Annotated in this window: 11 protein-coding genes; 3 read left to right on the top strand and 8 right to left on the bottom strand. The window is 59.9% G+C overall.

The features are described 5' to 3' along the window. The first annotated feature begins 245 nt into the window (after window positions 1–245). On the top strand, window positions 246–1,442 hold the full coding sequence (locus V9L13_RS01765) for a benzoate/H(+) symporter BenE family transporter (protein ID WP_338801275.1): 1,197 nt from the start codon (window positions 246–248) through the stop codon (window positions 1,440–1,442). Between the two features lie 37 nt (window positions 1,443–1,479). On the opposite strand, the gene V9L13_RS01760 is transcribed toward V9L13_RS01765, so the two are convergent. Further along, on the bottom strand, window positions 1,480–1,824 hold the full coding sequence (locus V9L13_RS01760) for a YggL family protein (RefSeq protein ID WP_003223308.1): 345 nt from the start codon (window positions 1,822–1,824) through the stop codon (window positions 1,480–1,482). Window positions 1,825–2,058: 234 nt separating this feature from the next. Here V9L13_RS01760 and dacB point away from each other — a divergent pair, with 234 nt between their 5' ends. Next, the gene (gene dacB, locus V9L13_RS01755; protein WP_338801274.1) at window positions 2,059–3,519 is read left to right on the top strand and encodes a D-alanyl-D-alanine carboxypeptidase/D-alanyl-D-alanine-endopeptidase; all 1,461 of its coding nucleotides are present in this window, start codon (window positions 2,059–2,061) and stop codon (window positions 3,517–3,519) included. Window positions 3,520–3,644: 125 nt separating this feature from the next. Here dacB and V9L13_RS01750 read toward each other — a convergent pair whose 3' ends face one another. Together V9L13_RS01750 and rlmKL are read right to left on the bottom strand one after the other, a co-directional pair. After that, on the bottom strand, window positions 3,645–6,032 hold the full coding sequence (locus tag V9L13_RS01750) for a diguanylate cyclase (protein ID WP_338801273.1): 2,388 nt from the start codon (window positions 6,030–6,032) through the stop codon (window positions 3,645–3,647). A 145-nt stretch (window positions 6,033–6,177) separates the two neighbouring features. Further along, window positions 6,178–8,448 (bottom strand): bifunctional 23S rRNA (guanine(2069)-N(7))-methyltransferase RlmK/23S rRNA (guanine(2445)-N(2))-methyltransferase RlmL, encoded by a 2,271-nt coding sequence (gene rlmKL / locus V9L13_RS01745; protein WP_338801272.1) that lies wholly within the window; start codon window positions 8,446–8,448, stop codon window positions 6,178–6,180. Window positions 8,449–8,980: 532 nt separating this feature from the next. On the opposite strand from rlmKL, the gene V9L13_RS01740 reads away from it, so the two are divergent. Then, window positions 8,981–9,196 carry a ribosome modulation factor gene (locus V9L13_RS01740; RefSeq protein WP_003223300.1) on the top strand — a complete coding sequence of 72 codons (216 nt, stop codon included), beginning with the start codon at window positions 8,981–8,983 and terminating at the stop codon, window positions 9,194–9,196. Window positions 9,197–9,482: 286 nt separating this feature from the next. On the opposite strand, the gene V9L13_RS01735 is transcribed toward V9L13_RS01740, so the two are convergent. From V9L13_RS01735 to V9L13_RS01715, 5 genes are all read right to left on the bottom strand, one after another. After that, window positions 9,483–10,502 (bottom strand): quinone-dependent dihydroorotate dehydrogenase, encoded by a 1,020-nt coding sequence (locus V9L13_RS01735; protein WP_262143113.1) that lies wholly within the window; start codon window positions 10,500–10,502, stop codon window positions 9,483–9,485. Window positions 10,503–10,626: 124 nt separating this feature from the next. Continuing rightward, a complete protein-coding gene (locus V9L13_RS01730) occupies window positions 10,627–11,604 on the bottom strand; it encodes an OmpA family protein (protein ID WP_103484614.1) in 978 nt (325 codons plus the stop codon). Between the two features lie 107 nt (window positions 11,605–11,711). Next, window positions 11,712–12,302 (bottom strand): RNA polymerase sigma factor SigX, encoded by a 591-nt coding sequence (gene sigX, locus V9L13_RS01725; protein WP_017337463.1) that lies wholly within the window; start codon window positions 12,300–12,302, stop codon window positions 11,712–11,714. Between the two features lie 87 nt (window positions 12,303–12,389). Further along, window positions 12,390–13,214 (bottom strand): mechanosensitive ion channel domain-containing protein, encoded by an 825-nt coding sequence (locus tag V9L13_RS01720; RefSeq protein WP_003223294.1) that lies wholly within the window; start codon window positions 13,212–13,214, stop codon window positions 12,390–12,392. Window positions 13,215–13,216: 2 nt separating this feature from the next. Beyond that, a complete protein-coding gene (locus V9L13_RS01715) occupies window positions 13,217–13,465 on the bottom strand; it encodes a hypothetical protein (protein WP_003223293.1) in 249 nt (82 codons plus the stop codon). Window positions 13,466–13,472: the final 7 nt, after the last annotated feature.

The following is a 13,472-nucleotide window of genomic DNA, read 5'->3' as shown; positions in this document are numbered from 1 at the left end:
ACACGACTGTATGGCTGTTTGTGTCCACGGCTGTATTGCAACGATCCGTTACGATTGAGTTTAGGCTTGATCGCAGAATCCGCTGCCAGAACAAAAATCCCCCTGTAGGAGCGGGGCTTGCTCGCGAAGGCGGCGTGTCAGGCGACATCTGCCTTGAATGACCCACCGCTTTCGCGAGCAAGCCCGCTCCCACTGGGTTCAGCGTTGCTACGGACATCTCCATCTGTATAAGGAACACCGCCGTCATGAACGACGCCACCTACACCCGCCTGCGCCCCCTCGCCGACACTTCGCCCTCGGCGATCGTCGCCGGTTTCATCGCGATGATGACCGGCTACACCAGTTCGCTGGTGCTGATGTTCCAGGCCGGGCAAGCGGCGGGTTTGAGCAGCGCGCAGATCTCTTCGTGGATCTGGGCGATCTCGATCGGCATGGCGTTGTGCTCGATTGGCCTGTCGTTGCGCTATCGCACACCGATCACCATTGCCTGGTCGACACCGGGTGCAGCCTTGTTGATCACCAGCCTGGGCGGCGTCACCTATGGCGAGGCCATCGGCGCCTACATCACCTGCGCGGTGCTGGTGACGATTTGCGGCCTGACCGGCAGCTTCGAACGCCTGGTGAAAAAGATCCCGGCGTCGCTGGCAGCGGCGCTGCTGGCGGGGATTCTGTTCAAGATCGGCAGCGAAATCTTCGTCGCCGCGCAGCACCGTACCGGGTTGGTGTTGGGGATGTTCTTCACCTATTTGGTGGTCAAACGCCTGTCGCCGCGTTACGCGGTACTGGCTGCGCTGCTGATCGGCACTGCGCTGTCAGGTTTCATGGGCCTGCTGGATTTCAGCGGTTTCCATCTGGAAGTGGCGACGCCGGTGTGGACCACTCCGCACTTCTCGCTGGCCGCGACCATCAGCATCGGCATTCCGTTGTTCGTGGTGGCGATGACCTCGCAGAACATGCCCGGCATCGCCGTGCTGCGCGCCGACGGCTACAACGTGCCGGCCTCGCCGCTGATCACCACCACCGGCATCGCCTCGCTGCTGCTGGCGCCATTCGGTTCCCACGGCATCAACCTTGCGGCAATCAGCGCGGCGATCTGCACCGGTCCGCACGCCCATGAAGATCGCAACAAGCGCTACACTGCCGCCGTCTGGTGCGGGATTTTTTACGGGATCGCCGGGGTGTTCGGCGCTACATTGGCGGCGCTGTTTGCCGCGCTGCCGAAAGAACTGGTGCTGTCGATTGCCGCGCTGGCACTGTTCGGCTCGATCATCAATGGCCTGAGCATCGCCATGACCGAGGTCAAGGAACGCGAGGCGGCGCTGATCACCTTCATGGTCACGGCATCGGGACTGACGCTGTTTTCCATCGGCTCGGCGTTCTGGGGGATTGTCGCGGGGGTACTGACCTTGCTGATCCTCAACTGGCGCAAAACCCAGGCATAAAAAAACGGCGACCCAAGGGTCGCCGTTTTTTTCAGTATCACTTGGCCGCGTTGATCGGCTTTTCCGGATACCAGACGTCCAGCAGCGGGCTGACGGTCATGCCGGTCAGTTCGCTACGGTTTTTCAGCCAGGCTTCAACGGCAGCGCGCTGCTCTTCGTTGACCGAGCCACGCTTCTGCAGGCAAACCAGACCGAAGTCATCGCCGCCAACATAACCCAGACCGTTGGCTTCCATGGCTTCTTTGATGAATGCTTCGAGGAAAGCGTCAATGGCTTCTTCGGACAAGTCTTCTTTGAAGTCCAGGTTCAGTTCGAAACCCAGCTCTTGGAATTCATCAACGCACAGTTTTTTGCGCAGACGCTGGGAACGGTTAGTCGCCATTGGAACAATCCTCTTAAGTAATAACGGCCGGCACTTTACCAGTTTAAGCGGTCAATTGCCCGACTCTCTGGGTACGGTGGCCGACCGCCTGTAAAAAAATAACGAAATGGCCGCCTCGGGCAAGGCACAAGCTGTTACACCTTGGGGCATAATGCCGACACTTTCATGACCACTGAGGGCTTTTTCATTCATGCCTTCGTTATTTTCCCCCTCTTCTGCAGGGTTCTATTTCATATGATCAAATCGTTGCGTCCTCTCTTTCTCGCCGGCCTTCTTCTGCCCCTGGCCCTGCCGGTTGCCGCTGCCACCATCAACACCGCCCTCACCCCCAACGTCGAAAAAGCCCTCAAGGCCAGCAAACTGCAGCCAACCGCGCTGTCGCTGGTGATGATTCCGCTCGACGGCCCGGGCAATCCGACCGTGTACAACGCCGACGTCTCGGTCAACCCGGCCTCGACCATGAAACTGGTGACCACCTACGCCTCGCTGGAAATGCTCGGCCCCAACCATCAGTGGAAAACCGAGTTCTACACCGACGGCGACCTGAGCGGCGGCGTCCTCAATGGCAACCTGTACCTCAAGGGTGGCGGCGATCCGAAGCTGAACATGGAAAAACTCTGGCTGCTGATGCGCGACCTGCGCGCCAACGGCGTGACCCAGGTCACCGGTGATCTGATCCTCGACCGCAGCTTCTTCATCCAGCCGCAACTGCCCGAATTCAACGACGACGGCAACGACGAGAACAAACCTTTCCTGGTCAAACCGGACTCGCTGCTGGTCAACCTCAAGGCCCTGCGCTTCGTTGCACGTAATGACAGTGGCCGGGTGCTGATCTCGGTGGAACCGCCGATTGCCAGCGTGCGCATCGAAAACACGGTCAAGGCGCTCAACTCCAAGCAGTGCACCGGTGGCGTGCGCTACAACCCGGTGACCCAGGCGGACGGCAGCGTCACTGTTACCGTCGCCGGTCAATTGGGGGAGGGTTGCAGCTCGCAGACCTATCTGTCGCTGCTCGACCACGCGACCTACACCGCCGGTGCCGTGCGCGCGATCTGGAAAGAATTGGGTGGCAGCATCCAGGGCAAGGATCGCCTCGCCGCGACCCCGAGCAGCGCCAAGCTGCTGGCCCGCGCGTACTCGCCGGATCTGGCGGAAATCATCCGCGACATCAACAAATACAGTAACAACACCATGGCTCAGCAGCTGTTCCTGAGCCTCGGTCAGAAGTACCGCAACGAAGCCGACGGTGATGACGCCAAGGCTGCGCAACGCGTGGTTCGCCAGTGGCTGGCGAAGAAAGGCATCACCGCGCCGCACCTGGTGATGGAGAACGGCTCCGGGCTGTCGCGCGCCGAACGCGTCAGCGCCCGCGAGATGGCCAACATGCTGCAAGCCGCCTGGCATAGCCCGTACGCCGCCGAGTACATCAGCTCGCTGCCGATTGCCGGCATGGACGGCACCATGCGCAAACGCCTGAAGACCACCGCGATGCGCGGCGAAGCCCACGTCAAGACCGGTACCCTGAACACCGTACGGGCAATTGCCGGCTTCAGCCGCGACGTCAACGGCAACACCTGGGCGGTGGTGGCGATCCTCAACGACAAGGCCCCGTTCGGCGCGTCGTCGGTGCTGGATCAGGTGCTGCTGGATCTGTACAAGCAGCCGCGCCTGCCGCAGACGGCTTCGGCGCTGTAAAAACACAGCCGCTCTAATGTGGGAGCGGGCTTGCTCGCGAAGGCGTCAGATCAGTCAGTATTTTTGCTGGCTGACACACCGCTTTCGCGAGCAAGCCCGCTCCCACAGGTAGATCGTGCCAAGGCTCAGCTCATCTGCTCCACCCGATCGCGCCCGCCCTGCTTCGCCGCATACACCCCCGAATCCGCCCGCAGCAGCAGCGCATCCGCGCCCTCCCCCGGGCGCCAGCTGGCGATGCCGAAACTGGCCGTCACCACCCCGACCACATCCACCGGCGCACTGCGCAGGCCTTGCCATAGCTCCATGGCGAGGATGTACGCGTGCTCGCCGTCGATGTCCGGGCACAACACCATGAACTCTTCACCACCCAGGCGGCAGAACACATCGGTTCGGCGCAAGCGATGAGCGATGCGTTCGCACACCGCCTGCAGCACCCGGTCGCCCACGGCATGGCCGTACTGGTCGTTGATGCGCTTGAAGTGGTCGATGTCGAGCATGATCACCGACAGCTCGCCGCCGCCACGTTCGACCCGGGCCATCTCAGTGGTCAGGCGTTCCTGGAAGTAGCGACGGTTGTGAATGCCGGTCAGTGAGTCGGTGACCGACAGCGCCCGCAGCTCCTCTTCGACCCGCTTCAGATCGGAAATGTCGGAGATGTAGCCGTGCCACAGCACGCCGCCGCCCGGCAGTTCTTCCGGCGTCGCCTCGCCGCGCACCCAGCGCAGGCCGCGCTCGGGCAACTGCACGCGGTACTCCTCGCGCCACGGGCTGAGATTGTCCGCCGAGGCGCGGATCGAGGTGCGCACGCGGGTGATGTCTTGCGGATGGATACGGGTGAAAATCGCCTCGGCATTGAGCAGCAGCACGTCCGGCTCCAGCTCGTAGATCTCGCGGATGCCGTCGCTGGCGTAGATCACGCTGAAGCGTCCGTCGAATTCCATCTTGAATTGATAGATGCCGCCGGGCACGTGGGCGCTGAGTTTTTTCAGCAGTACATCGCGCGCCGCCAGTGCTTCGTGGACACGCTTGCGCTCGGTGATGTCGATGCAGATCGCCAGATGACCGACCCACAGTCCTTGCTCATCGAGCACCGGGGTGGCAAGCATGTTCACCGGCAGATGGCTGCCGTCGCTGCGTACCAGCGTCCACTCGCGCGCCTCATGGCCGCCGACCTCGCCGCCCTCGACCAGCATCGCGTGGCAGGTCGGAATGCTCTTGCCGTAACGCGCACTCAACTCCGCCGAACGCGCGGCCAGCTCTCGCGGCAGATGCAGGTTTTCCAGCGTCATATGGCCGACCACGTCAGCGCTGCTGTAGCCGAGCATCTGTTCGGCGCCAGGGTTGAAGGTGTTGATCACCCCGCGCAGGTCGGTGGCAATGATCGCCACCTGCGTCGCGGCATTCAGCACGCCGCGCAACTGACCGTGGGTGCCGCGCAATTCCTGCTCGCGGGCGTGCAGTTCCTGTGTGCGCAGTTCGACCATGCGCAACGCGCGTTGACGCTGGCTCACCAACACATAGAGCAATGCGCTGAGCAACACACTCAGCAGCGCGCCCAGCACCACCAGACTGCTGATTGACGAATGGTTGGCCTGCAGAAAGGCTTCGCTGGGCTGTATGTCCACCTGATAGTCATGGTCGGCCATGCGCAACAACTGCGTGGCCGACAGATCACTGGCCCCCGCCTTGTTGGCCGACTCATACAGCACTTCATGCTGGTCGTCGGTGGACAGGTCAAGAATGCGTACGCTGAGGAAATCCTGGTTGTCTTCGGGCAACCCGTCGGCCAGCAACTGCTGCATGCTGATCACCGCCATTACATAGCCTTCCGGCGGACTTTTCGGTGCCCCTTCGCGAGTGACCGGCGCCACCAGCAATACGCCCCGGGCATACGCCGGATCAACGCCCACCAGATGCAACGGCTGGGACACCACCATGTGCCCGGTACGGTCGGCGCGCTCCAGTGTCGCCCGGCGCAGGGGTTGCGCCAGCAGGTCGTAACCCAGTGGCGTAGGCAAGTGGCTCTGACTCTGGGTGTAGATCACCGGCACATATTCGGGGCGATCACCGGCTGTCTGGAGCTGGTCGTCAGCGGTCAGTTCACGAAAGGTAAAGGTGCTGAAACCTTCGTTGCGCACCGCTTGCTCAACCGCCGGGCGCTGGGCACGGCTGACCCGCGGCGCATAGGAATAGGCCTGGGTGCGTAATAAAAGAGGTTTGGCATAGCCATCGAATTCGCTGCGTGAGACCGAATCGGAGTTGGCGAAGAAGCGGCGCAGGCCGTCGAGGCGCTGCTCCTGATCCTGGAAACGTTCTTCGATGCGGCTGTAACGCTCATTGGCCAGCAGCTGAAAGCGTTGATGCAGTTGATGATGAAACTGAGTGAGGGTGGCCCAGGCGAGCAGCCCCGTGAGAATCCCGCCGGCGAGCAATACCAGCAGCGCGACCAGCCAGGCCGAGACTTCTTCGCTGATAAAACCCAGTATCTTTGGGCGCACGGGGTGCAACGACATAGGGGCAACTCACGACGCCACTGTTCAGGGAAAAACCCATTGGCCATGAGTTGAGTTATAGCTATTAGCCATTAATTTGGCTAGCTCTGATCGGATCCAAGAGCCTTTTAAAATCAAGGCTCTGTGGATCCAACCAGGTCAAGTGTCAACGAGCCGTGATTTTCCAGGCGCGGTGAATCTTGGTGTTGCGGGCAAAATCCGGATCGATGGTCTGCGCGCTGATTTCCTCGACCGCGTAACGCTCGGCCAGGTTCTCCTCCAACTGGAACTTGCGGAAGTTGTTCGAGAAGTACAGCACGCCACCCGGAGCCAGGCGCGCCATAGCCAGATCGATCAACTGCACCTGATCACGCTGCACGTCGAAGATGCCTTCCATGCGCTTGGAGTTGGAGAAGGTCGGCGGATCGATGAAGATCAGGTCGTACTCTTCACGGCAGCTTTCCAGCCACGCCATCACGTCGCCCTGCTCCAGACGGTTCTTGTCGGAGAACCCGTTCAGCGACAGGTTACGTCGCGCCCAGTCCAGATAAGTCTTCGACAGGTCGACGCTGGTGGTGCTGCGCGCTCCGCCCTTGGCCGCGTGCACACTGGCGGTCGCGGTGTAGCAGAACAGATTGAGGAAGCGCTTGCCGGCAGCCTCTTTCTGAATGCGCATGCGCATCGGCCGGTGGTCGAGGAACAGACCGGTGTCGAGGTAGTCGGTGAGGTTCACCAGCAGCTTGACGCCGCCTTCGCTGACCTCGTTGAACTTGCCCTGCGCCGCCTGACGCTCGTACTGCTTGGTACCGCTCTGACGCTCACGGCGCTTGACCACCACGCGGCTCTTGTCGACGTTCAGCGCCTGCGGGATCGCCGCCAACGCGTCAAACATGCGCGCCGAGGCTTTTTCCGGATCAATCGACTTCGGCGCCGCGTATTCCTGCACGTGCACCCAGTCGTGATACAGGTCGATGGCCATGGCGTATTCCGGCATGTCGGCATCGTAGACGCGGTAGCAGTCGATGCCTTCGCGCTTGACCCACTTGCTCAGCGCCTTGAGGTTCTTTTGCAGGCGGTTGGCAAACATCTGCCCGCCTTCGCTCAGGCGCGGCTGCTCGATCACTGGCGCCGGGGCGGGCGTCGGTTTGATCGGGTTGCCGTTCTTGTTGAACTTGCGCTCTTGCGGCTCGTTCGGGGTCTGATCGTAAGCCGCTTGCTCACGCTCGGCCTGACGCTGTTCCGGGGTCCGCCGCTCGCCGGTGACGAACTGATCCGGCAGCACCTTGATCAGCAGCAGCTTGCACGGCAGCGCGCCATTCCAGAACGAATACTGCTTGTGGCTGCGAATGCCCATGCGCTTGCCCAGATCCGGCGCGCCAGTGAACACCGCCGCTTCCCAGTTCAGGCAGGCCTGACGCAGACGCTCGCCAAGGTTCTGGTAGAGGTAAAGCAGGCTGGCTTCGTCGCCCAGACGCTCGCCGTACGGCGGGTTGCAGATCACCAGACCTTTCTGGTTCTGGTCCGGACGCGGCTCGAAGGTCGCGACTTCGCCCTGATAGATCTTGATCCACTCGCTCAGACCGGCGCGCTCGACGTTGTTGCGGCCCGGTTGAATCAGGCGCGGGTCGGCTTCGTAACCACGAATCCACAGCGGTGGCTTGGCCAGACCGGCAGCGGCGCGCTCAACCGCTTCTTCATGGAGTTTTTTCCACAGCGCCGGGACATGGCCCAGCCATGCGGTGAAGCCCCACTGCTCACGGCGCAGGTTCGGCGCCATGTCGGCGGCGATCATCCCGGCTTCGACGAGGAACGTACCGACACCACACATCGGGTCAGCCAGCGCGCCACCTTCGGCCGCAATGCGCGGCCAGCCGGAACGGATAAGGATCGCTGCCGCGAGGTTTTCCTTCAGCGGCGCCGCGCCCTGCTGCAGGCGGTAACCGCGCTGGTGCAGGCTGTGGCCGGACAGGTCGAGGGACAGGATCGCTTCGCCGCGATCCAGGCGCAGGTGAATGCGCAGATCCGGGTTGAGCTTGTCGATGCTAGGGCGGTCGCCCTGCGGGGTACGCAGTTTGTCGACGATGGCGTCTTTGACTTTCAACGCGCCGAAGTGGGTGTTGTCGATACCCGAACCGTGACCGCTGAATTCAACGGCCAGGGTGCCGTCGGAGAGCATGTGATCCTGCCACTCGACGTCAAGCACGCCGTGGTACAGGTCTTCCGCGTCTTTCATCGGGAAGCGCTTGAGCACCAGCAGCACCCGGTTGGCCAGACGCGACCACAGGCACAGGCGATAAGCGGTTTCCATGGTCGCCATGCCACGCACGGCGGAGGTGTGCTCGCGGGCTTCTTCAAGGCCAAGCCCGACGGCTTCCTCGATGAGCAGGCCTTCAAGGCCTTTGGGGCAAGTGAGGAAGAGTTCGAAACGATCGGACATGGTATTTCCAGAGCCTTTGGCTAGTGAATCGGCAACGCATTGCCGATCCGGTTTTCAATCAGGCGCTTTTCTAAAAGAGCGCCCGCGTGGCACGAAGGTGTGCCGTTCCATCCCCGCTGCTCGGGTTAAAAGAGCTTAGATGCCGGGACAGAGAAAATAGTTGATGAAACAAAAAGTCTTAAAGCGACCCTTCGTCGCTTAGTAACCGAGCGTAAACGTGGGTCATTCTCACTAAAGGATTAACCCCCTCATCCAGCGCGGGGCCGATCATACCGGGGTTTGGTGAAAAATCGTTCATGAAACCACTCGTTACTTATGGCTGTAGCACTATTTTCGTTACGTCCTTATGACAAAACGATCATTCCCTCAATGTGACTCATTGGTTAGAACTGGACACAGGTTGACGTCGCAACGGCGTCAACACCTTGGCTCGCCACGCCGGCAGCGAGCCGCCCAACGGCAGAGTTTTTTCTGCCAGACCTCGGTTGAGGTCAACGCGACAAAAACAGTCAACAAGTGAGGGAAACACCCTATGAGAAGACTTAAGCGTGATCCGTTGGAAAGAGCATTTTTGCGCGGATATCAATATGGCGTTGGTGGCAAATCCCGCGAGCTTTGCCCATTTACTCTACCGTCGGTACGCCAAGCCTGGATCAACGGCTGGCGAGAAGGACGCGGCGACAACTGGGACGGTATGACCGGCACTGCGGGGATCCACAGACTCAACGAACTTCACGCCGTCGGCTAACACAGGGCACTTATTGCAATACGACAATCTGAATTTATAGCGACTTACCATGCACGTCCTTCCCGGACGGCGGGCTGCGGCCCAGGGGCTCCTTCGAGGAGCCCTTTTTTATGCCTGCCCCGGACGATACAGCTCCCTGTGGCGAGGGGATTCATCCCCGATGGGCTGCGAAGCGGCCCCGAATCCATCCACCCCAGTGTGCCAGGCGAACGGCGGAAGCAAATTTTACGACTGCTGCGCAGCCGATCGGGGATAAATCCCCTCGCCACAGAGCCCTCAGCAATCCTCAGCGCAGGGCGGCGATGGCGTCGACCGATTCGCGAATCAGCGCCGGGCCCTTATAGATGAAGCCCGAGTAAATCTGCACCAGACTCGCACCCGCGGTGATCTTCTCCGCCGCATGCTTGCCTTCAGTGATCCCGCCCGCCGCGATGATCGGCAAACGACCACCCAGCTCAGCCGCCAACACCTTCACGGTATGCGTGCTCTTGTCGCGCACCGGAGCGCCGGACAGACCGCCCGCCTCGTCACCATGCTCCATGCCTTCGACGCCAACGCGGCTCAGGGTGGTGTTGGTGGCGATCACCGCGTCCATCCCGGTTTCGATCAGTGCCTGGGCAACCTGCGCGGTTTCTTCGTCGGTCATGTCCGGGGCAATCTTGATCGCCAGCGGTACGTGCTTGCCGTGGCGCAGGGCCAGTTCGGCGCGGCGCGTGGCCAGATCCGCCAGCAACTGCTTGAGCGAATCACCGAACTGCAGGCTGCGCAGGCCCGGGGTGTTCGGCGAGCTGACGTTGACCGTGACATAGCTGGCGTGGGCATACACCTTGTCCAGGCAGATCAGGTAGTCATCCACTGCACGCTCGACCGGGGTATCGAAGTTCTTGCCGATGTTGATCCCCAGCACGCCCGTGTATTTGGCCGCGGCGACCCGCGCCAGCAGGTTATCCACACCCTGGTTGTTGAAGCCCATGCGGTTGATGATCGCCTCGGCTTCCGGCAGGCGGAAGATCCGTGGTTTCGGATTGCCCGGCTGCGGACGCGGGGTCACGGTGCCGATTTCGACGAAACCGAAACCCAGCTGCGAGAAGCCGTCGATGGCCGCGCCGTTCTTGTCCAGACCGGCCGCCAGCCCCACCGGGTTCGGGAAGTCCAGGCCCATGACCGTCACCGGCACATTCGCCGGCTTCTTGCACAGCAAGCCGTTGAGGCCCAAACGCCCACCCGCGCCGATCAGATCAAGCGACAGATCGTGGGAGGTTTCCGGAGAAAGTTTGAACAACAGCTGACGGGCCAGGGTGTACATGGGCGGCGATGACTCGGGCGGCGAAAAGAGGTGGCGATTATAGCCGGGCTTATGGCTTCAACACCAAATCGCAGACAAAGAAAAGCCCGGCCTAGGCCGGGCTTTTCTCAAAGCGGCGAGCTAATTACTTAGCTTGAGCTTCAACCTGCGCTTCTACGCGACGGTTTACAGCGCGGCCAGCTTCAGTGCTGTTGTCAGCAACTGGGCGGGTTTTGCCGTAGCCAACCGAGTTAACGCGGGACGATTCAACACCGTACTGCTGAGTCAGAACTTTCTTAACAGCGTCTGCACGACGCTGAGACAGTTTCTGGTTGTAAGCGTCAGGACCGACGGAGTCAGTGTGACCTTCAACAGTGGTGTGAGTCGCTGGGTACTGCTTCATGAAGTCAGCCAGGTTCTTGATGTCAGCGTAGCTGTTAGGCTTGACGACCGACTTGTCGAAGTCGAACTTGACGTCCAGCTCAACACGAACAACTTCAGCAACTGGAGCTTCAACTGGAGCTTCTGCAACTGGCTCTGGAGCTGGAACTGGAGCCGGAGCTGGCTTGCCGCCACCACCGAAGTTCACACCCAGGCCAACAACTGGAGCGTAGTTCCAGCGACCGTTGTCCAGTTTGTAGTCAGCGTCTACACCAGCACGGGCGTAGAAGTTTTCAGCGAAGTAGTACTTAACGCCAGCGCCAGCAGTCAGGTAGGTCGACTGGTCACGACCAGTGTGACCGTCGTCTGCAACGTTGGTCAGGCTGCCGTGCTTAACACCACCGGAAACGTAAGGACGCAGAGCGTCGCCAGCGTTGTTGAAGTGGTACTGAGCGTTCAGACCGAAGTTGTCACCGTGCAGTTTCTGGCTGCCGGTACCGTCGTTCGAACGGGTGTGGTTGTTCTTGTCGTAGGTCAGGTTCAACGACACGTCGTCGGTCAAGAAGTAACCGATAGAGGCGCCTGGGTTGAAGCCGTCTTCGACGTGATCAACACTGTCGTTGTACTGCTTCTTGTAGAACAGTTCGCCTTCAACTGCGCCTTGGCCTTGTGCCAATGCGCCGAACGAAGTAGCGGCAATCAAAGAACCAATGGCCAAGCCCAAGGTGTTTTTCAGTTTCATCCGTTAAATCCCCATCTGGTGATTGTGAAGCAGTCCCGCAAACCGGGGGACAACTCGGCGGCAAGTCTATCAGAACTTGCCTACACGTAAGAGATATTTGCGCTGAACTAAGTTTCAGCAATGCCTGCAAATTTCTCACGTAATTTGTCTAGAGCACGTTTGTACCGCATTTTTGTCGCACTCAAACCCATGTGCATGATGTCTGCGATTTCCTGAAATTCAAGCTCTGCGACAAATCGCAGCACCAGAATTTCACGGTCAATCGGGTTCACATACACCAGCCAGCGATCGAGTCCGCCCTTCTCCTCGGGTTTCGGCGCCTTTTCTTCCGACGCTTCTTCCAGGGGGTCCAGACTCAAGGCGTCCATCAAGCGACGCTTTCGCCGTTCTTTCCGATACTGCGTGATGCATTCGTTGTAAGTGATGCTGTACAGCCAGGTTTTGAACTTCGATTTCCCCTCGAAATTCTTCAGGCCGTACAGCACCTTCAGCATCACTTCCTGACAGACATCGTCTGCGTCGCGATCGTTCCCAAGATATCTCGCACAAACGTTAAATAATGTTCGCTGGTAACGCCGCATCAGCTCTTCATAGGCGCGCGTTACGTGAAACAGCTCGGTATGCGAGCGCGCGACCAACTCCTCATCAGAGAGCTCACGGGGGTCATAGCGCGTGGATAGCGATTGGGCTTTATTCAAAACAAGTCGTGCCGACAGTCAGGTCAATGTCCGCCGCTACCCTCTCAGGGCATTTTGCGGCGGCATACATTAGCAGGGTTTGCCGGGTTAGCGGCTACTCACATGCTGTTCCAGCAAGATCCGATTGGAGAGTGAGACTAGCTCACCGTCATCGGTCAGCAATGTGGTTTTAACCGTGCCGATCTCTTCGATCTGACCTTCGACCTCGCCAACACGCACTTGTTGCCCAACCTGATACAACTCACGCACATAGATTCCCGCAAGAATCTGACCGGCAATTTCCCGGCTTCCCAATCCCATCGCCAGCGCAACCGCCAGACCAACGGTAATCAATACAATGACAATCACATGGTTCAGCAGGTCGGTCTTGACTTCAAGCTGACTGATCGCGACCGAGATGCTGATGATGATCACCAGCCCCTGGGCAATTCGGCCCAAACCTGAAGCGTAGTCCAGCCCTACGCCTTCTGCCGCACCGCGCACCAGCCCATTGGCCAGTTGCGCAAGCAATACGCCCACCAGCAACACCAGCGCGGCGCCGAAAACTTTCGGCAAATACAACGCCAGCATGTCCAGCGTAGCTGAAACTCGCTCAAGTCCAAGGGACTCTGCCGCGGAAACCAGAAAAATCAGCAAAACGAACCAGTAGACGATCTTGCCGATCAAGGTCGAGATCGGCACCTGAAGCCCGGCACGCGACATCAACTTGGTCAGTCCGGTGCCGCCCATCAGGCGATCAAGGCCCAATTTGGCGAGCAATTTGGAGAGCAAGGTATCGAGCAGCTTGGCCACCACGAAACCCAACAGCAGCACCACCAGTGCGCCGAACAGGTTCGGAATGAAATTAGCGACTTTGGTCCACAACGCAGTCATTGCAGTGACGAGGCTCTGAGTCCAGAGATCAAGTTCCATATTCAATCAGCCTTATCAGCAGTGCGAGCGGTAGTTTTACGAAGACGGGAAACCGGCGAAACGTGGGCCGATCCATTATTCAGGGCGATCATCAGCGCGGGCAGCCAGCGGCCCAGCAGGCTGAACAGATCACCGGCGCCAACCTGGCGGTTGGCGGTTTTGAGCACGCGACCCAGGCACGCATCGTCGTCACGGCTGGACGGCGAGGCGTTGAGCATGTCGCGCAAAGACTGTTCAAACGGATCGTGCATACGCACC

It is taken from the genome of Pseudomonas sp. RSB 5.4, from assembly GCF_037126175.1.
In the GTDB taxonomy this organism is placed as follows: domain Bacteria; phylum Pseudomonadota; class Gammaproteobacteria; order Pseudomonadales; family Pseudomonadaceae; genus Aquipseudomonas; species Aquipseudomonas fluorescens_H.
The sequence above is the reverse complement of the archived record's forward strand: the minus strand, read 5'-3'. Positions and strand labels throughout refer to the sequence as shown.

Bases quoted from the DNA above. Each gene is read 5' to 3' on its own strand.
- rlmKL (WP_338801272.1), bottom strand. From the start codon at position 8,448: ATGTCCGATCGTTTCGAACTCTTCCTCACTTGCCCCAAAGGCCTTGAA.
- V9L13_RS01720 (WP_003223294.1), bottom strand. From the start codon at position 13,214: ATGGAACTTGATCTCTGGACTCAGAGCCTCGTCACTGCAATGACTGCG.
- V9L13_RS01730 (WP_103484614.1), bottom strand. From the start codon at position 11,604: ATGAAACTGAAAAACACCTTGGGCTTGGCCATTGGTTCTTTGATTGCC.
- V9L13_RS01760 (WP_003223308.1), bottom strand. From the start codon at position 1,824: ATGGCGACTAACCGTTCCCAGCGTCTGCGCAAAAAACTGTGCGTTGAT.
- V9L13_RS01715 (WP_003223293.1), bottom strand. From the start codon at position 13,465: ATGCACGATCCGTTTGAACAGTCTTTGCGCGACATGCTCAACGCCTCG.
- V9L13_RS01735 (WP_262143113.1), bottom strand. From the start codon at position 10,502: ATGTACACCCTGGCCCGTCAGCTGTTGTTCAAACTTTCTCCGGAAACC.
- V9L13_RS01740 (WP_003223300.1), top strand. From the start codon at position 8,981: ATGAGAAGACTTAAGCGTGATCCGTTGGAAAGAGCATTTTTGCGCGGA.
- dacB (WP_338801274.1), top strand. From the start codon at position 2,059: ATGATCAAATCGTTGCGTCCTCTCTTTCTCGCCGGCCTTCTTCTGCCC.
- V9L13_RS01765 (WP_338801275.1), top strand. From the start codon at position 246: ATGAACGACGCCACCTACACCCGCCTGCGCCCCCTCGCCGACACTTCG.
- V9L13_RS01750 (WP_338801273.1), bottom strand. From the start codon at position 6,032: ATGTCGTTGCACCCCGTGCGCCCAAAGATACTGGGTTTTATCAGCGAA.